The sequence below is a fragment of the Anaerolineales bacterium genome, assembly GCA_015075725.1.
Taxonomy (GTDB): domain Bacteria; phylum Chloroflexota; class Anaerolineae; order Anaerolineales; family Villigracilaceae; genus Villigracilis.
In genome coordinates this window covers 2,792,039-2,816,242 of the sequence record JABTTV010000001.1, presented here as the reverse complement: position 1 = coordinate 2,816,242, position 24,204 = coordinate 2,792,039, and the positions used below count along the sequence as shown (strand labels likewise).

At 53.6% G+C, this 24,204-nt stretch carries 20 protein-coding genes; 9 read left to right on the top strand and 11 right to left on the bottom strand.

Annotated features, from left to right (window positions below):
- Positions 1-294: 294 nt before the first annotated feature.
- On the top strand, positions 295-1,617 hold the full coding sequence (locus HS100_13515) for a GTPase (protein ID MBE7434930.1): 1,323 nt from the start codon (positions 295-297) through the stop codon (positions 1,615-1,617).
- A gap of 108 nt (positions 1,618-1,725) precedes the next feature.
- Here HS100_13515 and HS100_13510 read toward each other — a convergent pair whose 3' ends face one another.
- Positions 1,726-3,660 carry a PAS domain S-box protein gene (locus HS100_13510; GenBank protein ID MBE7434929.1) on the bottom strand — a complete coding sequence of 645 codons (1,935 nt, stop codon included), beginning with the start codon at positions 3,658-3,660 and terminating at the stop codon, positions 1,726-1,728.
- On the bottom strand, positions 3,653-4,807 hold the full coding sequence (locus HS100_13505) for a response regulator (protein MBE7434928.1): 1,155 nt from the start codon (positions 4,805-4,807) through the stop codon (positions 3,653-3,655). The genes HS100_13510 and HS100_13505 overlap by 8 nt, the downstream gene beginning before the upstream one ends.
- A gap of 136 nt (positions 4,808-4,943) precedes the next feature.
- Between HS100_13505 and obgE the strand changes: the two genes are divergently transcribed.
- The 3 genes from obgE to HS100_13490 are packed head-to-tail and all read left to right on the top strand — an operon-like array spanning position 4,944 to position 7,239.
- The gene (obgE, locus tag HS100_13500; protein MBE7434927.1) at positions 4,944-6,209 is read left to right on the top strand and encodes a GTPase ObgE; all 1,266 of its coding nucleotides are present in this window, start codon (positions 4,944-4,946) and stop codon (positions 6,207-6,209) included.
- 5 nt (positions 6,210-6,214) lie between these two features.
- A complete protein-coding gene (locus HS100_13495) occupies positions 6,215-6,619 on the top strand; it encodes a hypothetical protein (GenBank protein ID MBE7434926.1) in 405 nt (134 codons plus the stop codon).
- An 11-nt stretch (positions 6,620-6,630) separates the two neighbouring features.
- Positions 6,631-7,239: a DedA family protein gene (locus HS100_13490; protein MBE7434925.1), complete on the top strand. Its 609-nt coding sequence runs from the start codon at positions 6,631-6,633 to the stop codon at positions 7,237-7,239.
- A gap of 30 nt (positions 7,240-7,269) precedes the next feature.
- Here the strand turns inward: HS100_13490 and HS100_13485 are convergent, their stop codons facing one another.
- Positions 7,270-8,364 (bottom strand): hypothetical protein, encoded by a 1,095-nt coding sequence (locus HS100_13485; GenBank protein ID MBE7434924.1) that lies wholly within the window; start codon positions 8,362-8,364, stop codon positions 7,270-7,272.
- A gap of 5 nt (positions 8,365-8,369) precedes the next feature.
- Positions 8,370-8,849, bottom strand: a complete 480-nt coding sequence (locus HS100_13480) for a peptidylprolyl isomerase (protein ID MBE7434923.1) — start codon at positions 8,847-8,849, stop codon at positions 8,370-8,372.
- 131 nt (positions 8,850-8,980) lie between these two features.
- On the opposite strand from HS100_13480, the gene HS100_13475 reads away from it, so the two are divergent.
- Entirely contained in the window at positions 8,981-10,060 is a 1,080-nt protein-coding gene (locus HS100_13475; GenBank protein ID MBE7434922.1) for a P1 family peptidase, read from the top strand.
- Positions 10,061-10,231: 171 nt separating this feature from the next.
- Here the strand turns inward: HS100_13475 and HS100_13470 are convergent, their stop codons facing one another.
- Together HS100_13470 and HS100_13465 are read right to left on the bottom strand one after the other, a co-directional pair.
- Positions 10,232-11,911: an ABC-F family ATP-binding cassette domain-containing protein gene (locus HS100_13470; protein MBE7434921.1), complete on the bottom strand. Its 1,680-nt coding sequence runs from the start codon at positions 11,909-11,911 to the stop codon at positions 10,232-10,234.
- Positions 11,912-12,135: 224 nt separating this feature from the next.
- Positions 12,136-13,245 carry an NYN domain-containing protein gene (locus tag HS100_13465; protein MBE7434920.1) on the bottom strand — a complete coding sequence of 370 codons (1,110 nt, stop codon included), beginning with the start codon at positions 13,243-13,245 and terminating at the stop codon, positions 12,136-12,138.
- Positions 13,246-13,350: 105 nt separating this feature from the next.
- Between HS100_13465 and HS100_13460 the strand changes: the two genes are divergently transcribed.
- Positions 13,351-14,172 (top strand): PD-(D/E)XK nuclease family protein, encoded by an 822-nt coding sequence (locus HS100_13460; protein MBE7434919.1) that lies wholly within the window; start codon positions 13,351-13,353, stop codon positions 14,170-14,172.
- 36 nt (positions 14,173-14,208) lie between these two features.
- On the opposite strand, the gene HS100_13455 is transcribed toward HS100_13460, so the two are convergent.
- The 5 genes from HS100_13455 to xth form a co-directional block, all read right to left on the bottom strand.
- Entirely contained in the window at positions 14,209-16,407 is a 2,199-nt protein-coding gene (locus HS100_13455) for a peptidoglycan DD-metalloendopeptidase family protein (GenBank protein ID MBE7434918.1), read from the bottom strand.
- Positions 16,408-16,693: 286 nt separating this feature from the next.
- The gene (locus tag HS100_13450) at positions 16,694-17,941 is read right to left on the bottom strand and encodes a carboxypeptidase regulatory-like domain-containing protein (GenBank protein MBE7434917.1); all 1,248 of its coding nucleotides are present in this window, start codon (positions 17,939-17,941) and stop codon (positions 16,694-16,696) included.
- A gap of 285 nt (positions 17,942-18,226) precedes the next feature.
- Positions 18,227-19,105 (bottom strand): phosphodiester glycosidase family protein, encoded by an 879-nt coding sequence (locus HS100_13445; GenBank protein ID MBE7434916.1) that lies wholly within the window; start codon positions 19,103-19,105, stop codon positions 18,227-18,229.
- A gap of 88 nt (positions 19,106-19,193) precedes the next feature.
- Positions 19,194-20,993: an ATP-dependent zinc metalloprotease FtsH gene (locus HS100_13440; protein ID MBE7434915.1), complete on the bottom strand. Its 1,800-nt coding sequence runs from the start codon at positions 20,991-20,993 to the stop codon at positions 19,194-19,196.
- 183 nt (positions 20,994-21,176) lie between these two features.
- Positions 21,177-21,938, bottom strand: coding sequence for an exodeoxyribonuclease III (xth, locus tag HS100_13435; GenBank protein ID MBE7434914.1), 762 nt, complete (start codon positions 21,936-21,938; stop codon positions 21,177-21,179).
- A gap of 50 nt (positions 21,939-21,988) precedes the next feature.
- Here xth and HS100_13430 point away from each other — a divergent pair, with 50 nt between their 5' ends.
- The 3 genes from HS100_13430 to HS100_13420 are packed head-to-tail and all read left to right on the top strand — an operon-like array spanning position 21,989 to position 24,189.
- Positions 21,989-22,375 carry a response regulator gene (locus tag HS100_13430; protein MBE7434913.1) on the top strand — a complete coding sequence of 129 codons (387 nt, stop codon included), beginning with the start codon at positions 21,989-21,991 and terminating at the stop codon, positions 22,373-22,375.
- Between the two features lie 43 nt (positions 22,376-22,418).
- A complete protein-coding gene (locus tag HS100_13425) occupies positions 22,419-22,790 on the top strand; it encodes a DUF192 domain-containing protein (GenBank protein MBE7434912.1) in 372 nt (123 codons plus the stop codon).
- Positions 22,783-24,189: a peptidoglycan DD-metalloendopeptidase family protein gene (locus HS100_13420; protein MBE7434911.1), complete on the top strand. Its 1,407-nt coding sequence runs from the start codon at positions 22,783-22,785 to the stop codon at positions 24,187-24,189. The genes HS100_13425 and HS100_13420 overlap by 8 nt, the downstream gene beginning before the upstream one ends.
- Positions 24,190-24,204 lie beyond the last annotated feature (15 nt).

Sequence of the window (24,204 nt, the reverse complement as noted above, 5' to 3'; positions counted from 1 at the left end):
CTTGTCTTTACTGCTTCAAATCCTAACATGCAGTTCCTTTCTCTCGCGAGGGCACCTTTGTAAATGCATTCACAGAGAAAACGCGCAGAACCGTAAAACGGGACAAATCTGTCATGCCAAAATCAGGCTAAACGTTACTTCACCAGAGGGGGAATTTCCCTTAGATTAGACATTAACTATCGTAAATGTCATCGTGGGTAAAAACGGACAGGCTCAAATCCCACCCAGAGTTTGCCGGACATTGCCCCGCCTTGCGGGACAGGTTCCTCACCATGACATGCACAGGAGTTTCCTATGCCGATCAAAACCATCATCATGGGCGCCGCAGGGCGCGATTTTCACAACTTCAACACCTTCTTCCGTGGGAACAAGGATTACGAAGTTGTAGCTTTTACCGCCACCCAGATCCCGGACATCGAAGGACGCGTCTACCCGAAAGAGTTGGCTGGGTCGCTGTACCCAAGCGGAATCCCCATCCGCGCCGAGGAAGAACTGCTCGACCTCATCAAAAAGTATGGCGCGGAACAGGTCGTCTTTTCGTACAGCGATGTGCCGCATGAATACGTGATGCACAAAGCCAGCATGGTCAACGCCGCCGGGGCGGACTTCCGCATTATGGGCACGAAGAACACGCAGATCAAATCGAACAAGCCAGTCGTGTCGATCAGCGCCGTTCGGACGGGATCAGGTAAAAGTCAGACCACGAGGCGCGTATCTTTGATTCTGCAAGAGATGGGCTACAAGGTCGCGGCGATCCGTCACCCGATGCCGTATGGGAATCTCATCGCGCAGGAAGTCCAACGCTATGCTTCGTATGATGACCTCGACGAATACGACTGCACCATCGAAGAGCGCGAGGAATACGAACCGCATATCGATAACGGCGTGATCATCTATGCCGGTGTGGACTACGAGAAGATCATCCGCAAAGCCGAAGCCGAAGCCGATATTGTTCTATGGGACGGCGGCAACAACGACTTCCCGTTCTATGTGCCCGATTATCAGATCGTGGTCGCAGACCCGCACCGTCCTGGACATGAATTCACTTACTACCCCGGCGAGACCAACGTCCGCATGGCTGATTGTTTCGTGATCAACAAAGTCGATACCGCCGATGCAGAAGCTGTCATCAAAGTGCGCGAGTCACTTCGTAAGCTGAACCCCACTGCCGTGCAAATTGAAGGCGCCTCTCCCCTCTTCGTGGATAACCCCGATGCCATCTTTGGCAAGCGCGTTTTGGTCGTGGAAGATGGTCCGACCCTCACGCACGGCGAAATGGCGTACGGTGCCGGTTACGTTGCCGCCCGCCGCTTCGGCGCGAAAGAGATCGTTGACCCGCGTCCATTTGCGGTGGGTTCTATCGCTAAGACTTTCGAGAAGTACCCGACCACGGGTGCCATCCTCCCGGCAATGGGCTATGGCGACAAACAAACGAAGGAACTTGAAGAGACCATCAACAAGGCGGATGTGGATATGGTAGTGATCGGTACGCCGATCGACCTGAGCCGGATCATCAAGATCAACAAGCCTTCACAGCGAGTCCGCTATGAATTGCAGGAGATCGGCGTGCCTACACTGAAAGATGTGTTGATGAAGAAGTTTGGGGTGAAGAAGTAGTCCAGAGATGACAAGTTGAAAAAATAATGTCGGATGATTTTAGTCATCCGACATTATTAATAATGGTGGAAAATTATTCCTCATGCCAATAAAAAGGGGACCAATAATTCATGCCCCATCCACAAGATTCAGCGACACGGTGAAGGTGGTGCCCTTGTTGAGTTCCGTATCGACATGAATATCGCCTTTCAACTCCGACACAATGGACTTCACAATATACAGCCCGATACCGCTTCCGGGAATTTCCGCCGCGGTTACGTTGCGCGCGCGATAGAAACGCTCGAAGAGGTGCGGGAGCGCGTCCAGGGGAATCCCCAATCCTTTGTCTGAAATGGACACGCGCGCTTCTGCTGCGTTCGTTTTCAATTGCAGTTCCACAACGCCACCTTCGGGTGAAAATTTCACCGCGTTACTGATCAAATTTATGAACACCTGATGAAGCGCGCTTACATCGCCCCAGATGAAACAGGGCTGCGATGGCTGTGCGAACAATATTCTTACATCCCGTTTTTTAGCGATCGGCTTTACTGCCGAAAGGGATTCTATCAAGACCGGGATCAGGTCGAGCGATGTCATTTCCACGCGCAGGGCGCCGTGTTCGAGCCGTCCGGCCATCAACAACTCGTTGATCAAATTCCTCTGGCGGTTCAATTCGCTGGAGAGGGTTGCAAGATATTCCTCGCCCTCTTCGGGCGTGCATCCCTGCCGAAGGAGTTCCGCCATCAATATCGCAGAGGTAAGCGGTGTCCGCAGTTCATGCGACGCCCAATTGATGAAATCCGATTTCATCTGATCGAGCCGCGCCTGCTCGGTGATGTCACGCACTAGGATCAAAGCCTCCAGTTTGCTGATCGGAAAGAGGCGCGCTTCGAAAATACCCTCACGACCCTGCAGAGTAAAGTTATCCACCATCCGGGGTTGGGTAAAAAGGGTTTCATTCGGGATCTTTGGCAGCAGCCTCCCGGTAACTTCGGCGCTCCACAACTCGGATAGATTTCTTCCAATGACAGCCCCCGGCTCACGATAAAGAGGATGCGATACATTCGCGTTGTAATCGAAAATACGTCCCGAGCGATCCACCCGCAACAGCAGGTCGGGCAGGGCATCGACGATGATACGGTTGCGTCGTTCGCTCAGGCGCAGTGTCTCTTCATAATGGATGCGCTCGATGGCGGCTCCAAGGAGATTGGCAGTCGTCTGAACGATCTCGAAACTTGTTGGAAGCCATGTAAGTCGGTCCCCTTTGCTGAACAGACCCAGGAATCCCCACATTCCCAATGCGCCCTGGATGGGGACGGCAAGCAGAGAGATGTCCGGCACGCTCGACCCATTCCTGGGAACATCGGGAATGGTAAATACCCGGTCTGGGAATTTAGACATGGATTCCACATACGGCTGGAGGATCGCTTCCGCATCGAACGCAGGGACGGCCGGGTCCACCCATTTATGCCGAATGCGCAGGGACGAGTTTTTCGCCTCGAAGACCACGCAGCTGAAGACGCCGACGGCGTACCCAAGCGATTCCAGGGCTTCAGACATCCTGCCCTCGATGTTGGTGGACCGGAACAGCATCGCTGTCACTTCGCCGATGATGGACTGGGCGCGCATGTTGCGCTTCATGACGCGCTCGGTTTGCATGCGTTCGCTGATATCGCGCGCGATGAATTGAATGCAAGCGGGTTTGCCCGACGAATCCAATACCAGCGATGAACTCATTTCCATCTGAAGAGTCGAGCCGTCCTTCCTGCGAAGGGTGTGAGTAAATGAATTCGTGCGTTTTTCCAGGATCGTCTTCCAGTGGACCGGGTCATCCAACCCGAGAATGGTTTTGGCAGAGGTGCCGGCAAGTTCCTCTTCTGAATAGCCGAGCAAACGGCTGGCTTGGGGATTGACCGCAATAAATCTCAACTTCGGGCTGAGGATGAAGAAGCATTCCCCCGCCTGTTCGAACAAGGCGCGATAATCCAGTTCGTTGGTCAGGGCGGAAACCTGCAACGCTGCATCGGTGGATAAACCTGTGGATGGCGTGAAATTCTTATCCATTTGACGCATCATCCACTTTGAGGTCGGGCAGGACTGCCTGCACGCAGCAACCTTGCGCGCTGTCCAATATCGTCACATCGCCGCCCAAGGAACGGAAAACAGCGCGGGCGATGGTCAAGCCGAGTCCCAATCCCTGATATTCCCGCGTTGGACCCTGGCTGATCTGAAAATACCGCTCGAACACCTTCTCACGGAGCGCAGCCGGGATCCCGGGTCCCTGATCTTCGATGGTGATCGTCGCGCCGCCGCGCTCTCCGGGCGCAACCTTTAGGATGACCGTCCCGTCATTCGGGCTGAACTTAAAGGCGTTATCCGCCAGGTGCATGACGGCATGGACGAATTCGTGACGCGGGGCTTTCATCTCACCAGCCGTTGAAACGATGGGAACGAAATTCAACGATTTCGATTCAAAGCGGACGAGACGTCGCCTGAGAAGTTGGAGGAGGTGCGTCTCCGGATTTATATTCTGTCTGACTTCATTGAATACACCCTGATCGAAATCGGTCAGGAAGATGATATCCGAGACAAGCGACTCGAGCCTGTCTCCGCTGGAGCGCGCGATGCGGATGAATTCCTCCTGTTCCTCCAATGTTTCGAATTTTTGGGTCGCCACGATCTCAAGGAACATCATCACGTTATTGAGCGGAGTGCGTATCTCGTGATGGAAATTTTGCATCAGTTCTAGGCGGAGTTTTTCCAAACCTTCCCTATCGACCTGCCGCGCCAGGTCGAAACCGAGTTTCCGTTCACCGCGGGCGCGACGCAGCACCGCTTCGACGCGGGCGGTTAATTCCTCCAAGTCGAAGGGTTTGGTAACGTAATCGTCTGCCCCGCCTCGGATTCCACCGACACGGTCTTCAATGGATGTTCGGGCGGAAAGATAGATCAGAGGAATGGACGCAAGCGCCAGGTTCGCGTTGAGGCGTTTCTTCAACTCGAATCCATCGACCACCGGCATTTTTATGTCCGAAACGATCAGGTCGGGAGGGTTCTCTTCCGCTTTGAAGAGAGCGTCGCTCCCGTTCTCTGCCGTGATGACGCGATAGCCAAGTCGGCTCATTGCCGCGGAAAGCCCCATTCGGATCGGCGCTTCATCCTCGACGATCAGGATCATAGGTTGAGGATCATTACCCAGGTCGTTGGTCATTTTTACAAGTCCAACCCCGATTATCCTCTCAATGAACTTGCTAATCATAATAATGCCATGACAAAATCCATTACGAGTTCTTACGCTTCGCGCATGGCAATCAGATGCCGGGGAAGCCACCCGTTATAATGGAGCCATGTTTATCGATCAGGTCAATATTCATGTCAAATCCGGCAAAGGCGGCGACGGCATGGTGCATTTCCGCCGCGAAAAATATGAGCCGCGCGGCGGTCCCGACGGCGGAGACGGGGGCAAGGGCGGCGATGTCATCTTCGAAGTCAAACCGATTCTGAATTCGCTTTCACACTTTCGTCCAAAACAATCGTTTGCGGCAGAGAATGGCGTGAATGGCGGCGCTTCCCAAATGACGGGGCGCAATGGAAAAGACCTCGTCATCCACGTGCCGCCGGGGACGGTCATTTACGATGCTGAAACCGGCGCATTGCTCGGCGATCTGACCGAGACAAGCCAACAGCTCATCATTTGCAAGGGAGGGCGCGGCGGACGCGGCAATCAGCATTTCGCGACCTCGCGAAATCAAGCCCCGCGGACAGCCGAACGCGGCGAACCGCACGATGAAAAAATGCTGCGCCTCGAACTTAAGCTGATAGCGGATATCGGCATCATCGGCCTGCCCAACGCCGGAAAGTCCACCCTCCTCTCCGTTCTGACGAACGCCAAACCAAAGATCGGCGACTATCCCTTTACGACCCTCCAACCGAATCTGGGCGTTGCCAAAATCGACGATGACACCACTGTTGTGCTGGCGGATATCCCCGGGTTGATCGAGGGCGCGCACGACGGCGCGGGGTTGGGTCATGATTTCTTGCGTCACATCCAGCGCACCCGGATTTTGATCCACATGATAGACGGCTTATCTGAAGATCCGCTCGCTGATTTCAGTCAGATCAATACCGAACTATCCCTCTTCGACCCAAAGCTTGCCAGGAAACCGCAGGTCGTGGTCGTCAACAAGATCGACCAGCCCGATGTGCAAGCGCGCTTGAAAGACATTCAAGCAAGTTTCAAAAGGAAAAAAGTGGATGTCATCACCGCATCTGCCATGGCGCGTACAAACACGCGGGAGGTTTTACTTTCAGCTTACCGAAGGCTCCAGGACCTGACTCCGGAACAAATCGAGGAAGAAGCGCTGCCCGTCTATAAACCGGAAGTGGACCCGAACCAATTCAAGATCCACAGGGAAGACGGGGATAAATGGAGAGTATCCGGCATTGCCATCGAACGCGCCGCCAAAATGACGTATTGGGAACATTACGGCTCGGTTCGCCGCTTCCAAAAGTTGATGCAAAAACTCGGCGTGGATAAAGCCCTGCGTGAAGCAGGCGTTTCAGACGGCGACACGGTTTTCGTCGGCGACTTTGAATTGGAGTGGCAGGAGTAACTTCAGTGCAGGACAATTCCAAATCGCGTAATCTTTTCATCGCCGTGAGCGTTCTCGGGGTGATGTTGATTCTTTTCTTTGGTTTGCGCGCGTTTCACGCCTTCAAAAAGTTCGAGAATCATCGCCCGCCGCCGATTGCAGAGGAATTACGAACCGACGCGGAAGACATCGAAGATTGGATGACCGTTCCTTTCGTTTCATACAACTACGGCGTGCCGCCCGATATTCTTTTCGATGCGCTGGATATCGACCCCAAAATGAATTTCAAAAAAAGCCTTAAACAATTGAACGATGAATTTTACCCGGACGATGATGGATATGTGTTAGCCACTGTCAAGGCGACGATCCTCGCGCACCAGCCGCAAACCCCGCCTGCCCCACCGGATGCCCCGATGCCTGCAACGCCCTAGTTATCCCTTCCATGTCCGATTTTCTCCTTACCCAAGTCATCAATTATGGCGCGCCGCTGCTGGGAGTGGTTGTTTTTATAGGCGGGTTGGGCGTTCCACTTCCCTGCACCCCGCTTGTCATTGCCGCCGGAGCGTTTTCCCGGGAGGGGTATTTACCGTGGCATACCACCGCATTGACCTCCATCATCAGCGTGATCATCGGCGATAGCCTCAGTTATTCGATGGGTTATTACGCCAGCGGGTACGTTCTCAATCGTTTCGGCGGAACCCCAAAATGGATCGAAGCAGAAAAGTCCTTCCAAAAGTGGGGACCGCTTTCCATTTTCTTCTCACGTTTTTTGGTGACGGCCATTGCGCTGCCCGTAAATCTTTTATCCGGTACAACGCGTTATCCGTTCAGGAAGTTCATTATTTATGATGCACTCGGTGAAGCCGTGTGGATCTTCGGCTACGGCGGGCTCGGTTATCTCTTCGGCAGTCAGTGGGAGGTGGTAAATGAATTTTTGGGCAATTTTGGCGGATTGGTGCTCGGCGTGATCTTTTTCATAGTCGGGCTCCGCCAGGTTATCAAGCGGCAGGCAAAAAAGCGGCAGGAATCCGCCGCAAAAAAATTGTGTTGATATCCCCGTGTCATTATTGGTGGAACACGTTCAGCTCGAAGTCGCGGAGCGTCTGACCGAGCCAATGACCGACGAAACGGTCATCACCAGGAACAGAAGAATGGCAGCTTCGTTGAGCAATCCGCCCCACATCCGCATGGGGTGGATATTGATAAAATCCCCAATGACGCGTATTGCAAGGGAAGCGTTCAGTATTATCAAATGAAAATAAAATGCCGGACGGAACAGGACCGGTACGCCAAGCACCGCCGGGAAAATGATCGGCGCATGACCGAAGATCATCGAAATGACGAAACCGACAAAGATCGTATGAAGCGCCGCATCATATCGCGGACCTGCCACCTGTGCGCCAAATCCCATTCCTAAAGCCCCGCCGATGCCCAACCATACAAAACCAATAGCTAGGCACCAGGCGATGTAACGTGTCAGCGGCAGGGAATGGCGAAGGTTTCTCCATGCAATGTCGTTTCGAAACGACCAGAGCGCCAATGCAAAAAGGGCTCCCCCGTTCAGCCGCAATCCGACTTGCAGGTTGAACGGGAACGCAACCAGGCTGAGGAGATATGCGATCAAAATGACCGCGAACAATCTCATCGAATTTTCAGTCGGGCGCAGCACCCGGCTGAGTTCCAACCGCTCGCCAGCAATGGTCAACACCAGGAACGCCTGCCAAAAGAAAACAACCTGGTAAATCTGCCAGCCCATCAACCATAGGATGTTCCCAACCAGCCAGGACAAAGATCCAAGCAGCATCGTGCCTGTGTACAGCGCCGGCTCACGACGTGTGATTTCTATGAGGATCATTACACCGCCTGCGCTTGCCAGCGACATCAGCGCCGCGCCGAGCACTGCATTCCAGCCCGTAAGAATGATAACCCACCCAATCGCAGCAAATACTGCGGGAGCGTACATCCAGCGCTGCTTCAAGGCCACGGCACGCTCCACCGTGATGAGAATGCCAAGAAAGCCCGTGATCATCAAAGGACCATGCGCCAGCGCCATGGAAGAAGAAAGGGCGGGGATGCGCCATCCAAGTCGCATCAGCCCGCCCCACATCGCAAACAACAATGCCAGTACGGCTAAAACCAAAAACGGAATGACCGCCTTATTCAACCTATTTTGCATTTCGGTTAATGATGATGTCCATCCCCTTCATGGACGTGGCCATGGTCGAGTTCCTCATCGGTCGGTTCGCGCAAAGCGACGACCTTTACATAGAAATCCAAAACGGCTCCGGCAAGGGGATGGTTGAAATCGAGTTTGACGGTCTTGTCGTTGAACTCGGCGACATAAGCGGCTTGATGGTTGCCGTCCTCGTCGGTCACATGCAGTTCCATCCCTTCCTCCAATTTCATATCGGTCGGAAACTGGCTTCGAGAAACCTCTGTGAAGGCATCCTCTTCGAATTCGCCATAACCATCAGCGGGCTGAACCGTGACATTTTTACTCTCGCCGATCTTCATTCCCATCATTTCATTTTCCAAGCCGGGTATGATATTGCCGTATCCGGTCAAAAACTGCAAAGGACCCGCTTCGTCGGAGGAGTCCAGGACTTCTCCGTCCACGGTCAATTTGTATTCCATCGAAACAACCAGTCCGTCTTTCACCATATCGTGCGTCATGTTTTTTCCTTTCGAATTTAATGGTGCCCATTGTACCAGCGAAAACCCAGGATAAGTATCAAAGGTGGTTGAACCTGCCATTCGGCTATAATTTCCTATTCAACACACAGGAGAGTTACATGAATAAACTACGTGCGCGCGGATTGGGGATTCCGTTCGAAGGAACACCGGGGGAATTCAATGCGATTACCGATGTCTCCGGAGTCACAGTCGGTTATTCGACCATCATCGAAGGGACAGACGCGCGGACAGGTGTGACCATCATCCACCCGCGGGGCAGGGAATTATTTGATCCGGTCTATGCAGGCGTTCACTCTTTCAACGGCAATGGCGAGGTGACAGGTACGCTCTGGATCGAAGAGGGAGGATTGTTGGAGGGACCGATCGGGTTGACGAATACACACAGCGTCGGCGTTGTCCGCGATGCGATCGTCAAATGGCAGGTGAGGAATGATTTCCGCTTCCAAAAATGGTGCATGCCGATCGTCGCCGAGACTGCAGACGCCTGGTTAAACAACATGGACGGGTTCTTCGTAAAGGAAGAACATGTCTTTGAGGCGTTGGACTCTGCGGCATCCGGCGCGATCGCAGAGGGCGGCATTGGCGGCGGGACAGGCATGATGTGTTACGAATTCAAGGGTGGAACAGGAACATCCTCGCGCAGACTGCCGGAAAAATCCGGCGGCTGGACGGTAGGCGCGCTGGCGCAGACGAACTTCGGCAGGCGCGAATACCTCACGATAGCCGGCGTCCCCGTCGGAAAGCACATCAAAAACGAGAACAAGTGGCATGTCAGCGGCGAAGATCCCAACAAGCAGGACGATGGCTCGTTGATCGTCGTCGTGGGGACGGATGCGCCTCTTTTGCCGCATCAACTCAAAAGGGTGGCACGACGCGTCTCGCTCGGCATGGCGCGAACTGGCTCGATCGGGGGAAACGGCTCCGGCGATATCTTCATCGCTTTCTCCACTGCTAATCCAAATGCAACCAAATCCGGCGAAAAAGGTTTGACCGACATTCAAACCGTCGTGAACGATCACCTTGATCCCATTTTTGAGGCTACTGTTTATGCGACTGAGGAGGCGATCATCAATTCACTGGTCGCGGCGCGCGATATGACCGGGCATGAGATCAGCGTCAAAGCTCTGCCCCATGATGATGTAAGGGAATTATTGAAGAAATACAACAGGCTGCCCTGATCCGGCAAGGCAGACCGCAAGATGGAAATGTGGCTCATGTCGTGTTTCCCATTTTGTTTCCATTGGTTATTCTATAAACCTTATCTCAAAATCCATCGACAAATTGACTGATCGGTTCGGTCAACCCTCCGCCTTTCGCTCGATGCTTCCGATTGTGTCAATTTCCGTTTATCACCTTGTCGCTCTACCTTCGGACTTCGGATTTCGAGCCGCCAAGTAATCGCTGTATCCGCCAACATGCCCGGCGAGTTGACCATCTTCGATAACGAGCAATCGCTGCACAGTTCTGTCGAGGAAGTAACGGTCATGCGAAATGACCAATACCGTCCCTTCGAAATCTTCGAGGGCTTGTTCCAAGACTTCCGCCGAGGCAATGTCGAGGTTGTTAGTGGGTTCATCGAGCAAAAGAAAATTCGCACCTGAGAGCACGACCAACGCCAATTGCAAGCGACTTCGCTCTCCGCCAGAGAGTTCGCCAATTTTTTGCGAGACCTGCTTGTACGTGAACAAATACCGCAGCAAGAATGCTGTGGCACGTGACTCGCTCATCTCACCCGCGTAACGGACGGCATCCAGAACCGTTTGGTTGAAATCGAGCGTCTCATGCTCCTGAGCATAATGCCCAATCGAAACACTGGGACCGATTATTATCTCGCCGGTATCTGGCATCTCCTTGCCAAGAATCATCCGCAGCAACACAGATTTCCCCGCCCCATTCGCGCCGATCATCCCCACCCGCTCGCCATGCCAGATGGTTTCGTTGACATTTGAAAACACACGTCTCTCGCCAAAAGACTTGGAAATATTCGCCAATTCCAAAACTTTGTTCGAGCCGCGCCAGCCGTTCAACTGCAATTCCATGCGTTTGCGGTCGGTGACTGGCTTCTCAAACTTTTCCATCTTGTCCAACCGCTTTTGTATGGTTTTGGCTTTGGCGGCAAACTTCTCGTTGTCATATACCTTGCCCCAAATGGCAAAGCGTTTGATCGCAATTTCCATGCGGCGGATTTCGTGCTGTTGGGCACGATATAACTCTTCCTGCCGCGCCAGCCGCATGTCTTTGTCCGCGATGTAGCTGGAGTAATCGCCCTCAAAAACGGTCATCCTGCCATCTTCGAGTTCGGCGATGTGCGTCACGGCGGCATCGAGCAAGTAACGGTCATGCGAGATGATGACCACCGTGCCATCGTAATCGCGGATGAGTTTTTCGAGATACATTTTTCCAGGCAAATCAAGATGATTGTCGGGCTCATCCAACAACAAGATTTCAGGATTCAGCAGAAGCAGCCGCGCCAACCCGACAAGTTTCTTCTGCCCGCCGCTCAACACGGAGAGAGGCTTGTCCAATTCGCTTTGAGCGAGTCCCAGCCCGAGCAGGATTCCCTTAACCAGCTCCGGGTAGGAGTCACCACCGAGGGCGTGATATTCTTCGACGAGTTGATGTTGCTTTTCCAGCGCGCGTTGTAATTTCTTTTCATCGCCATAAACCCCGGGATCGCCCAAGCTGGCTTCGACTTCTTCTAACTCTGCATGAACCTCCCCAACGCGCGGATTGCCCGCCATCGCAGCGTCGAGCGCTGTCAGCGTGGGGTCAAGCTCGGGATGTTGAGGCAGGTATCCCGTTGTGATGAGGCGTTGTCCTGAGCCTGTCGAAGGGCGGGCGCGGGTTATGCTTCCACCCATTTCGGGGGCATGTTCCCCTTCGATCAGTTTGAACAACGAAGATTTCCCCGCGCCGTTCGCACCGATCAGGCCGATGCGTTGACCACGCTGTATTTCCCAGTTGAGATTTTCGAAGATGCGTTTGGCGCCGAGAACGAGGGTGATGTTGGAGAGTTGAATTTGGATCATGGCTGGTTCCGTAATTTATCGTAGGTCACGCTTGAAGCGTGACGTCACATTGCAAATGTGATCTACAGGTTAAACAAAAACGCCGCAGTAGCCTGCGGCGTGTGAAAGCGACGTAACCTTTCAGCAAACAGGCGCAATACGACAAGGACCGGCGCTGTTGAAGCCGTTGATCGCCATTGCGATGAGGGGTTTGCCTACGCTGAAGATGTAAAGCATGCCCGCGATTATACCTGAGTTTCTTTATCGAGCAAATCCTGAATATGATCGAGCACCTTGGGGTTGCGCACGCTGCCGTAGAGAATTTTGGCGGCAATTTCCTTATCGAGCGCTTCAGACGCGCCCAGGTCGCCTGCGATCATTTGCAGGAGTTTCTGGTCACATTTATTGAGCAGGTCGGCGGGCGATTTCGTGTCTTCTGAAATCAGCATCCTTCGATCCATGATGCGGTCGTTGCTTTGGTCGAACTCGAAGCAAAACGTATGGAAAAGTTGATGCGCCGTATCGAGCGCTACCTGTGGCTCGACCTTTGTATTGGAAAATACCGCCTGCGCTTTTTCCTTCAGTTGATTGAAGGTGATGCCCGGGTTTTCCTTGACAATATCGTAGATCTTGTAAATGACCAACGGACGATTCGTACTGGGCGTCATGCGAATCTTATGCGCGGCAAGGATGTTGAGATATCGCTCCAGCCGTTTCTCCGGCGAGATCGGCGCAGCAGGCTTAGGCGCGGGCTTCTCCTGCGATTGCGCCCTCCCTTGCGGATGCGGCTGAGGTTTTTCCTGTTTTTGTGCAGGCGGGGTAATCTGTTTGGCAGGTTGTTGTTTTTGCCCGCCATTCGACTGCGGTTCTTTCCTGAACCTACCCACGCCCTGCCATTTGTCGTAATATACAAACTTGTCACAAGCGCTGACGAGATAATCCGCCGTCGTGCCGCTCACTCCCAATCCGATCACCGTCTTGCCTTGCGCCCGCAAACGATGGACCAGTTCAGTAAAATCGCCGTCGCCTGAAACAAGCAAAACATGCGTAAAAGCGTCACGCTTGGTGTAGAACAATTCCAGCGCGTCGATGACGATGCGGATATCGGCGGCATTCTTTCCGCGCTTGCTGTTTACATGGATTAACTCCACGCCCATGTTGAGCAACTGGCGTTGCCTGGTGGCGGCTTCCGCCCAATCGGCGTAGGCGCGGCGCAAGACCACACGCCCGATCTGCGATGCGTAGTTGAAAATGCGGCTCCAATCCACATCGGCGCCCCTGCCGAAGGCTTCTTCCACACTTATTTCAATATTGTCGTAGTCGATAAAAACGGCTACTTGTGTTTCCTGTCCCATATAACTCCGAATTTTTCATGAAGATGGTAGGGCATTGCTCCCTATCCATCCCCGCAGGTTGGCAAAAGTATAGCATAGGCGCAAAATTCTGTGGCAAAATAAAGCATGCACATCGATCTGACCACACTCAGCCAATCGTCATTGCAGGACTACAACGACTGCCCGCGCCGTTTTGAGCTGCGCTATCTTCAGCGCCTGGCATATCCAGCCATTGAAACGGAGCCTGCGCTCGAAAATGAAATGCATCAGCGCGAAGGCGAATTTTTTCACCGGCTCGTACAACAATTTTTCATCGGCATTCCTGAGAGCCTGATCGCTAAAATAGCCAATACAGATAATCTGCAAAGATGGTGGGGGAATTTCGTGAATTCAAAAGACCTGGTAGATCTTAGAGACCTGCCGAGTCTCAGAACTGAAGTCACTTTATCCGCGCCGCTCGGCGCATTCCGTCTTGTTGCCAAATATGATCTCATCGCCACGGATGGAAAAAAGTTTTACATCTATGATTGGAAGACCTATCGCAAACGCCCCAGGAACGAATTTCTTGCCATCCGCTTGCAAACCCATGTGTATCGCGCCTTGTTGGTCCAGGCGGGCGCATTCCTCAACGGCGGCAAGCCCATCGCGCCCGAACAGATCGAGATGATCTACTGGTTCTCCGATTTTCCAAACGACCCGGCCCGATTCCCCTATCAGCCGGATCAATTCAAGCGGGATTGGGATGCCATTTCACGTTTCGCAGAAGAAATAAAATCCGCCTCCTCCTACCCTAAAACTGAGGATACCAACCGGTGCCTTTACTGCCCTTATAGATCGTATTGCAATCGCGGAGTCCGCGCGGGAGATGCGTTCGATGCCGAGTTGGAAACCGAAGCCGAGGAATTCTTCGATATTAACTTTGAGCAGATCGGGGAGATCGAATTTTAAAAACGTAGTGGCGGGGTAACCCCGCCACTACAGTCTTTATTGCCACGATAGCGCGCCCGCCAATCGATAGTTCGCCGCCAGCAGCTCAAGGTCGAGGACGTTGATCACGCCGTCGTTGTTGAGATCCGCTGCAGCGGGGATGGAAGCGCCGTAGTTTATCCCAATGGTGAGCGCATCGAATTCGTCGATGATCTCGTTACCATCTATATCCCCCGCCGGCAAAGTGATGGTTGGCTTGATGATCGTCTGCCCGTTTATGAGGGTCATGGCGTTCTGAGCCTTGAGGAAGCCGTCCGCCGAAGCGATGATGGTGTAAGTGCCGCCTGGGACTTGTAACGCGAACGATCCATCGGAATTCGCAGCCTGTGAGATGACCAATGTATTGCTGGCATCATACAAACGAATGGTAACGGGTTTGCTGGCGATCACCCTGCCAGTGATGGCGGAACCCACCGGCGTGGGCGACATGGCAGGACCGACCACGGTCACAATATCGGGGATGTATGCGATCGGCTGCAACCCACCCTGCCCCGTGGAAACGCGCGCGGTACATTGAACGGTCGTTTGCCCAACCTGCAAACCGCGTATCGAGAAGGTGAAGGCGATTCCACTGGAGGTCGCTTTCCTGCCATTCCCTCCTGCAATGGCAAGGATGAACTGTCCGTTTTGTGGTCCGCTCAAGGCGGTGACCGGGTCTGAATCGAAGAGGTTCGCTGCCAGGATATTGCTGACTTCTACGATGGCAGGGTTGTACGTACAGACAAATTCTGCACTGGCGTAGCCTTCTGTTGGCACATGGTTCAAACTTACATTCACCAGACTGGTTTGATTGGTTGTCAGGGTGGATTGAATCACATCCACTAACACATAGGGACCTGTGGGAGTCGGCACACTGGTCTGGGTGATCGTTGGCGAGGGTGTGATGGCCGATGCTGTCATCGTCAACGCACTGGAGGTCTGGGTGGCAGCAATGGCAGTTTGGATGGCAGGTTCAGCGGTCAATGTCGCGACAAGTGCTGTTTGTGTAGAGGCGATGGCGGTTTGAATGGCAGGATTTGCAGTCAGTGTAGCGGCGACCGCGGTTTGAGTAGCTGCGTCCGCTGTTGCGGTCAGTGTGCCAGCGATCGCGGTCTGCGTGATCGCATTGGATGTTTGGGTAAGATCGGGCGTTCCAGTGAAAATGTCTGTGGCGGTTGAGGTGAGGGTCACAGTAGGCGTTGCAGAAAGAGTTCCAGGGCTTGTTGTTGCCGTTGGAGTCAGAGTGATCGTACTTGTTTGAGTCGCTGTCGGTGAAGGTGTAACCGTGGCGCCGCCGGATTCGATCTTTGTGGCGTGGATGTTGTAATACCCCGTCCCCGCCTCTGGGCGGATATCGACGTAATAAAAGCCAGCGGGTTGGGTCGTGCTCAATGTTCCGCTGGCACGTGTAATTTCATTTCCACCTGCATCCAACAAGACAATGACGGGCACCAGGCCTATGCCGGTTGGATTCACTTTGATATCGAACTTCGCCATGTCGATCAACAGGAGCGACCAACGTTCCTGGCGAAAGGCATCAACGCTGCCCTCGTAGGTGATGTTCCAATCGAGAATGCCTCGAGTGGCGACCTGCAGGTCGGGAATATTCATCAATGGCTGGAGCCTGCCAACGGTTTGTCCGCTTTTGTTGAAGGTGGTGATATTTGTAAAAATGTTGAAGTTGACGGTCCATCCCGCAAAACGGGTATCAAGAACTTTGGGGCGGAATACAAAATGCAAATGCGGACCCGGGAATTCATTCCCGGTACACACTTGCTTATCTTTATTGTTATGGATGGTTGCCAACCGCTGGTTGCGACTGACCTTGCTGCCTGTTGTTACCTGGATCTTATCCAAATGCCAGTATTCGGTCCTCCAGCCATTGCCATGATCGATCTTGATAAAACAGGACCCCACCTGATAGACGGTTCCGGCTGCGGCTGCAGTTACCCAGTCGTTCGAGGTGTCTTCGCCGATCGTCATTTTTGCCCGCGGGGCAAAGTCCAATGCGCCGCCGTTTCCATAATAATGCGGACTTCCGGTGGAACGCCGGATTCCGTTATCAAGCCCATCGTATGGATACCAGGCTTTCCCCTGCTCCCAGGGCAATTGGAACATATCCACGGGCGGTGCTGTGCTTGCTAACACGCTTGCAGGAATGGCAACAAGCAGTATCGAGATCAGCAGGGATAGCCTGGCGGATAATTTATTTTTCATGGCAATGTCCTATCAACGGAGACAAGGATTTCGAGCCTAATCAGCCGCGCGTGCCCTCGTCTCACAAGAGCAGAAGAACCATTGACCGCGACAATCTCTGTTTCAATGGTCTTGAAACCCTTAGCATTGTCGGTGACCAAAATCGATTCCGCAGATTGCGCTTTTGCCTGAATGACAGCATCGAGACAGATGAGTGCAATGATGGTCAGCGCAATCCTTTACCTTGAGTGCTCGATGGGGGGGGATGCGCCGAATAAATTCGGCGCATCTTTTCATTATCGGGTGTTTACTGCCAGGCAAGAGGACCAGTCTCGCGATAGTTGACGGCGAGAAGTTCGAGATCGAGGACGTTTATCGTTCCGTCGTTATTAAGGTCGGCGGCTGCAGGGGCTGCGAGATTGTAGTTCAAGCCGATGGTGAGGGCATCGAACTGGTCGATCACATCATTACCGTCGATATCACCGGCAAGCAGGGTGATAGTCTGCATGGTCTTGGTAGCGCCAGCAGTGAGGACCAGGCTGCCCTGGGCTCTGAGAAAGCCGGGTGCCGATGCCACAACAGTGTAAGAGCCAGCAAGTGCCGTCATTGTGAAATTACCGTTCGTATCCGCAGTGGCTGTAGCTTCAACAGTGGTATCTGGTCTGTAGAGGGTAACGGTGACTGGCTTGGCGGCAAGAACCGTTCCATTAAGGGTTGCAGTCGGTTCTTCGATGACCAAGGTGACCGGTGAAGATGCAATGGTTGTCAATACGCCACCGGCAGAGACACGCACCACACAATTGATATCAGCCTGCCCGGCTGCCAACGCGGTGATGGTGAAGGTAAAGAGAGCACCATCAGAAGCGGCACGTTGTCCATTACTGCCAGCCACGGCGAAGACGAAGGAACCGCTCGCAGGTCCAAAGATCGCTACGGCGGGGTCGGAGCCGAAGAGTCCAGAGTCGGTGATATTGCTGACCTGGATCAAAGCCGGGTCATAGGTGCAGGTGACTTCCGCACTGGAATAACCGCTGGCGGGAACATTGCTGAGCATGACTGTTCCAGTGGCGTTTCCACCGATCTGAGTTACAGCGGGGTTCAACACCACAGAGGCAGTCGGTTCAACCACCTGCCCCGCACGGCTGATCTCCATGAGGTATGTTCCCTCACCGGATTGAGGCTGGATCTGAATAAAATAATCGCCAGCAGGTTGGTTACTGGTTAGTGCCGCGCTCGAAAGGGCGCCGTTCGCCAAGGCGATCTGATTTTCATTTGCATCCAGCAGGTAGATATCGGGCGTGAGTGTGCCAGAGGTGGTAATGACCGAAATAGTAAAGTTCTCCGGGTTCACCAACTGGAGCGACCAGCGTTCAAAACGGTTCGCATTCACAGTTCCGTTGAAAACCGCATCCCAAAAGGTTGTGCTGCGGATGATGATCTGCGCGCCAAGGTAATTTGTGCTGTTCCCTTGAGCAAACGCCTGTGAGCCAGCGCCATGAATACTGACGAGCATTGCAAGCAAAATCGCTGCACGTATCAAATTCTTCAATTTCATTGTTTTCTCCTTTTTGATTGGAAGCTGGATGCAGAACTGCGACAGCTTAATAAAAAGAGGTTCATTAATATGTATATCTCCTCCAAACTGCCAATTAAGGCGCTTCAATAATGAAAACTTATAAGCCAATTAAATTCTATTGTTTCAAATCGAAGGCGCGCGTTACAGGTAAGTTGCCGCCTTATTGCAAAATAATTGCAATTCCCAAGTGCCCTTTATTGCAATTTCCCCATAAAAAATCAAGACCCGTTTCAGATGAAGCGGGTCTTGATCGAGGTTTATTCGTCACTCACCAATAAACACACCGAAATGATTTGCAATCGGACGTTCCCGACCCGGAATGTAATTATCGATCGGCGAGTTCAATATCTCCGCTCTTCCATTTTCACCCTGCACGACGAGCGTAGCGGAACCGCCGCCGTCCAGCGCCATGGCAAAATGGGCGTTGAAATCCTTCAGTAATTCGGCAAGGTCCTGATACGTCGCGCCGCTGCTGTAGAATGGCTGCCGGCCGTCCACTACAACCAGGATCACATAACGCCCATTGCGGTTCACCCCTATCGCCGTGCGCGGATGCAGGATCGAATCGTCTAATCCAGCCGCGATCTCGCCGCCCAGGATCAACATCCTGTCACCGGAAAGCGCATGGAAAATCTTATTGGGCGGCAGGTTAAAGGTCAGTTCGTTTCGGCGGCTCACATATAATGTTGGTTCCAGCTCTTCATCCTTCAATCCATCCGCATAAACATTCCCGCTCGAAGCAGAAAACCCCAAGGGTGTGACAGGGTCTCCGCTGTGAGGGTAATAATCCACAGGTGAACGCGACCACCATGGATAGAAACCATCTCCATTGATGGCGATTTGAATGCCGAATTCCTTCAAGAACTCCGACGTGGTCCGCGCCTTCATTGCGCCGCCTTCCATTTCATTCGGTGGTGTCACCAAAAAGCGGAAATCATCCTCTTTCCTGTCGATCACGACCACGTGTGCGATCATCGCATACGGCAGGTAGCGGACGATACGCCGATAGATCACCCCTTCAAAAAGTTGCCGTTTGACCGGGACCGGGGCGGGCCGTCCAAGTGTAAACAAAGCATAAACCCCGGGAAGTAAAAACAACACAAGGGTTACGGCCCAAATTATGCGGAGGTTTTTATTTCTCATTCCATGGATACTATCAAGGCATAATGAATGGTAACTGAATAAAAAAAAGCCCCGGCAGTTTCACCGGGGCTCCAGGTCAAGATCGATTTTACGCAAGTTGCGGAGTTCCGCTTTTCTTGCCAAACGGCGGCGGGAAGATCGCTTCGAACTCGTCGCGGGTGATGGATTCGACTTCCAAAAGTTTCCTTGCCACAGCATCCAACTGCTTGCGATATTTCTTCACCGTGGCGCGGGCTTGCTTGTACGCGTCCTCCACCAGTTTGCGGACTTCGCGGTCGATCTGCTCGGCGACGGCTTCAGAATAATCACGCTGTTCGGAAATTTCACGCCCAAGGAAAATCAACTCTTCTTTCTGTCCATATGCAAGGGTGCCCATTTCAGAACTCATGCCAAGTCTCGTAACCATGGCGCGAGCCATGCGAGTTACCTGCTCGATATCACCGGAAGCGCCGGAGGTAATGTCGTCGAAGATCAATTCTTCAGCGGCGCGGCCGCCCAACGCCATGGCGAGGGTGGCGATCATTTTCTTGCGGGACATAAGGATGCGGTCTTCATCCGGGCGGAACCAGGTCACGCCGCCAGCCTGTCCGCGACCGACGATGGTGACTTTTTGGACGGGGTCCGCTTCAGCGATGGCATTGGCAACGATGGCATGACCAGCTTCATGGTAGGCGATGATGCGCTTCTCTTCATCCGAGATGAGGCGGCTCTTGCGTTCCGGTCCCATCACCACGCGTTCGATGGCTTCTTCCAATTCGGGTTGGCCAATGGATTTCTTGTTGCGGCGGGCAGACAAAATCGCCGCTTCATTGACGAGGTTTTCAAGGTCAGCGCCAGCAAAACCGGGCGTCCCTCGCGCCACAGATGCGAGATCGGCATCCGGTTCCAAGGGCTTGCCCTTAACGTGAACTTTGAGGATGGCTTCGCGTCCCTTCACATCGGGGCGGTCGAGTGTAACGCGGCGGTCAAAGCGACCGGGGCGCAGCAAAGCCGGGTCGAGGATGTCGGGGCGGTTGGTGGCGGCGATGATGATGACGTTTGTATCTGTGTCGAAGCCGTCCATTTCGACCAGCATCTGGTTGAGGGTTTGTTCGCGTTCATCGTGTGAACCGCCGAGACCAGCTCCGCGCTGGCGACCCACCGCATCAATTTCGTCTACGAAAATAATACATGGCGAATGGCGCTTGGCTTGGTCGAACAGATCGCGCACGCGGCTAGCACCCACGCCCACGAACATTTCCACGAACTCGGAACCGGAGATGGAAAAGAAGGGCACGCCTGCTTCACCAGACACAGCTTTGGAAAGAAGGGTTTTACCGGTTCCGGGAGGACCCACCAATAAAACGCCTTTGGGAATCCGCGCGCCGAGTTGAATGAACTTCTGCGGCTCTTTCAGGAACTCGACGATCTCTGCCAGTTCCTGCTTGGCTTCGTCCGCGCCGGCAACATCCGCAAAGGTCACTGTGGGATGTTCACCGCTGAACATTCGCGCGCGCGACTTGCCAAAGGACATCGCCGCGTTGTTGCTGCCCTGCGCCTGGCGGAAAATGAACCATAAAAGCCCGCCCATGAAGAGAACCGGAAGCAGATACAGCGCGCCGCTCAACACCCCGCCCCAAACGGAAGGCGCGCTGACTTCGATATTCATCCCGGATAGCTGCTCAGGAGTGACACCATACTCGCGGAGTTGTTCCACCAGCGTGGTATCCGCCTCCTTACGGGACTCGAGAGCGGTTTCCTCCGAGCCGTTGACCTTGATCACGCGGATGGAATCGTCGCTTTCGATGATGATGCGCGCGACCTGCCCCGCCTGGATCATCCGCGCCACCTCGCTAATGGTGAGCGGCTCCACGGACGTCGATGTATCCCGCATGCCAATGAAGATCATCGCTCCGATGGCTACGAGCAATAGAAAATACACAAAAAACGGTTGACCACGGGAATTCACAGAATCCTCCAAAACTTTCTGACATAAGCATTATACCAAGCCGCTTCCCAGACGAGGCGTACAGGTGTTTTATTATTACGATTCTCTAACATGGTGAGAACGCGATGAGGAATCCTGACACAATCAGTCCATCACCAGTTCCACCGGGCAATGGTCCGACCCAATTACCCCGTCGTGAATGATGACATCCTTGACCCTTGACATCAAAGCTTCAGAAACGAGGAAATAGTCCAGCCGCCAGCCGATTCCCCGGGCGCGGGCATCGAGGCGGTAGGTCCACCAGGTATATTGGACGCGTTCCGGGTAGAGGCGTCGGTAGACATCCACAAAGCCATGATCGAGGTACTTCTGAACCCATGCCCGTTCCTCCGGGAGGAAGCCGGAAGTCCGGGAATTCGCCCTGGGATTCTTCAAATCAATGGGCATGTGAGCGGTGTTGAAGTCGCCAGTGACGATGAGCAATTCCCCCTTGGAATGAAGCGACTGGCAGACCTCCAACAGGCGGGCGTAAAAACGGAGTTTGTAATCCACGCGATCATGCCCGCGCTGGCCGCTCGGAAAGTAAGCGTTGACGAGGCGTAGATTTCCCCAACAGGTCTGTATGATACGCCCTTCCACATCGAATTCAGGGTCGTCCATACCGAGCTTGGATTCATCCGGTTCGGTTTTGAAAAAAGTTGCAACCCCGCTGTAACCTGCTCGCGCGGCGGGGTTCCACTGAAAAGGCAACTTCAAGCGGGATGCCAATTTTTCATCCAATTGATCGGGGCGGGCTTTAACTTCCTGCAAACACAGGGCGTCCGGCTCTTTTTCGAATGCCCAATCCAATGCGTTCCTTCCCAATGCCGCACGGATTCCGTTCACGTTCCAGGTAATTATATTCATGGAAATCGCCCGGGGTCTTTATGGTAAACTTGATTCAAAGGCAGAACCATATGGATGAAACAATTGCAAAGACCATCCTGTGCGTCGAAGACGAGCCTGAAATGATCGACCTGATCCGGTTGATCCTCGCCCGCAAAGGCTTTAACGTCCAGGGTGCCGCAGGCGGCGTGGAGGGTATCCGCCTTGTGCGCGAACTGCATCCGGACCTTGTCCTGCTCGATCTGATGATGCCGGATATGGACGGGTGGGAAGTATATCAACAAATGAAAGCCGACCAGGCGCTGCGAAACATCCCAGTCATCGTCGTCACTGCCAAGGCGCAGAACATAGACAAAGTGCTCGGCTTGCACATCGCCAAGGTGGATGACTATATTGCCAAGCCATTCAGCCCCCAGGAATTATTGGACAGCGTGGAGAGGGTATTCAGCCAGAAATAACCCAAACCGGGCGGCGAATACGCCGCCTTTTTCTTGAACTAATATGGCCCGCACCGTTTCCGTCATCAACCTCAGCAGACCGCTCATACGACCCGCAAGGGCTGGATATTGCGACTCGTTTTCCTGCCGACTCCGCGGCTTGATGTTCCGGCCGCGCCTCGAACCTGATGAAGGCTTGCTGCTCGTCGAGAAGCGCGATTCACGCCTCGACACGTCCATTCACATGTTCTTCGTCCCTTTCGATCTCGCCGTGTTTTGGATCAATTCCGAGATGAAGGTGGTGGACAAAGTCATTGCCAAATCATGGAAGCCAGCCTACTTCCCCAAAGAGGACGCAAAATATACTTTGGAATTACACCCGGATCGCTGGGGAGACTATGAGATCGGCGATAAAGTCGAAATCAAAGATGTATAAACGTAATTTCATCGCTTTCCTTTTATTGATAGCGATTCTCGTCCCTTCGACACCGGCTCGCGCACAGGAAGGCACCGGACCGATCTACATCGTTCAGCAGGGGGACAGCTTGTATTCCATCGCGGCGCGGTTCGGCGTCAGCCTCGATGACCTGCTCGCTGTCAACGGCATTGCAGACCCAAACACGCTCGCAGTTGGACAGCAGCTGATCATCCCGGGCCTCGAGGGAATTTCCGGCATTCTCGACACGAAATTCATCAACTTTGGGGATTCATATCGAAGCCTGATGCGGCAAACCCAGGTTCCCGACGAACTATTTCGGAAACTCAATCGTGTTGTCAGTCCAAGCGAGTTTTATGTCGGGGCAAACATGATCGTGCCCATCCAGGATCAAACCCAATACAGCAGGAGAGTCTCGCCTGCGACGGGAGAATCCATGCTGGAATTCGCGGTCAAGAACAATACCGATGTATGGTCTCTCACCAGCATTAACCATCTTGAAGGTTCCTGGTCCGGTTTACCGGGCGATACGCTTTATGTTCCCGGTGAAGACGGTGGGAACAACGCCAGCGGATTGCCTTCCGCGTTCATCAGCGCGGAGATCCGCGACCTGCCAATCAAACAAGGCGGCACGGGAGTGATCAGCGTCACCGCACAACCGGGTGTCAGCCTCGGCGGGGTGCTGGTGGATCATCCGCTTCACTTTTTTCCAAGCCAGGGCGGCCTGCAAGTGGCGCTACAAGGCGTTCACGCATTGCTTGATCCGGGTGTGTATCCTTTGCGCCTCGATGCGACCTTGCCGGATGGCAGCACCCAATTCTATGAACAGTTGGTTCTGATCGTTTCGGGAAATTATCCTGAAGACCCGCTTCTTTATGTAGATCCCGCCACCATTGACCCGGCATCCACCGAAGCCGAATTACAGCAATTGATCGCTATCACAACACCTGCCACGCCCAACCGGTTATGGGTCGGCGAATTTATTTCTCCCGCCATCGCCTACGCGGAGTCAACATATTTCACGTCGCGGTATGGAAACCGCCGCACATACATCGGCCAGGGAACGACAGTATCCGTCGAAGGCTTCCACACCGGGTTGGATTTCGGCGGCGGTGATGGGCTGCCCATCACCGCTCCTGCGGCAGGAGTTGTGGTCTTTGCCGGTCCGTGGACCGTGCGCGGGAACGCGACGGTCATCGACCATGGCTGGGGCGTTTACAGCGGATTCTGGCATCAGTCCGAAATCCAAGTCTTCGTGGGGCAGTCTGTCAGTTTGGGGGATGTGATCGGTCTGGTGGGCGGAACAGGTCGTGTGACCGGCGCGCATCTGCATTGGGAATTGTGGGTGAACGGCATCCAGGTGGATCCGCTCGATTGGTTGAATCAGACCTACCCGTAGCGCGATGCGTTGCCC

Bases quoted from the DNA above. Each gene is read 5' to 3' on its own strand.
- HS100_13460 (MBE7434919.1), top strand. From the start codon at position 13,351: ATGCACATCGATCTGACCACACTCAGCCAATCGTCATTGCAGGACTAC.
- HS100_13440 (MBE7434915.1), bottom strand. From the start codon at position 20,993: ATGATCTTCATTGGCATGCGGGATACATCGACGTCCGTGGAGCCGCTC.
- HS100_13485 (MBE7434924.1), bottom strand. From the start codon at position 8,364: ATGCAAAATAGGTTGAATAAGGCGGTCATTCCGTTTTTGGTTTTAGCC.
- HS100_13480 (MBE7434923.1), bottom strand. From the start codon at position 8,849: ATGGTGAAAGACGGACTGGTTGTTTCGATGGAATACAAATTGACCGTG.
- HS100_13425 (MBE7434912.1), top strand. From the start codon at position 22,419: ATGGCCCGCACCGTTTCCGTCATCAACCTCAGCAGACCGCTCATACGA.
- HS100_13450 (MBE7434917.1), bottom strand. From the start codon at position 17,941: ATGAAATTGAAGAATTTGATACGTGCAGCGATTTTGCTTGCAATGCTC.
- HS100_13445 (MBE7434916.1), bottom strand. From the start codon at position 19,105: ATGAGAAATAAAAACCTCCGCATAATTTGGGCCGTAACCCTTGTGTTG.
- HS100_13430 (MBE7434913.1), top strand. From the start codon at position 21,989: ATGGATGAAACAATTGCAAAGACCATCCTGTGCGTCGAAGACGAGCCT.
- xth (MBE7434914.1), bottom strand. From the start codon at position 21,938: ATGAATATAATTACCTGGAACGTGAACGGAATCCGTGCGGCATTGGGA.
- obgE (MBE7434927.1), top strand. From the start codon at position 4,944: ATGTTTATCGATCAGGTCAATATTCATGTCAAATCCGGCAAAGGCGGC.
- HS100_13465 (MBE7434920.1), bottom strand. From the start codon at position 13,245: ATGGGACAGGAAACACAAGTAGCCGTTTTTATCGACTACGACAATATT.
- HS100_13455 (MBE7434918.1), bottom strand. From the start codon at position 16,407: ATGAAAAATAAATTATCCGCCAGGCTATCCCTGCTGATCTCGATACTG.
- HS100_13475 (MBE7434922.1), top strand. From the start codon at position 8,981: ATGAATAAACTACGTGCGCGCGGATTGGGGATTCCGTTCGAAGGAACA.
- HS100_13470 (MBE7434921.1), bottom strand. From the start codon at position 11,911: ATGATCCAAATTCAACTCTCCAACATCACCCTCGTTCTCGGCGCCAAA.
- HS100_13505 (MBE7434928.1), bottom strand. From the start codon at position 4,807: ATGACCAACGACCTGGGTAATGATCCTCAACCTATGATCCTGATCGTC.
- HS100_13515 (MBE7434930.1), top strand. From the start codon at position 295: ATGCCGATCAAAACCATCATCATGGGCGCCGCAGGGCGCGATTTTCAC.
- HS100_13420 (MBE7434911.1), top strand. From the start codon at position 22,783: ATGTATAAACGTAATTTCATCGCTTTCCTTTTATTGATAGCGATTCTC.
- HS100_13510 (MBE7434929.1), bottom strand. From the start codon at position 3,660: ATGGATAAGAATTTCACGCCATCCACAGGTTTATCCACCGATGCAGCG.
- HS100_13490 (MBE7434925.1), top strand. From the start codon at position 6,631: ATGTCCGATTTTCTCCTTACCCAAGTCATCAATTATGGCGCGCCGCTG.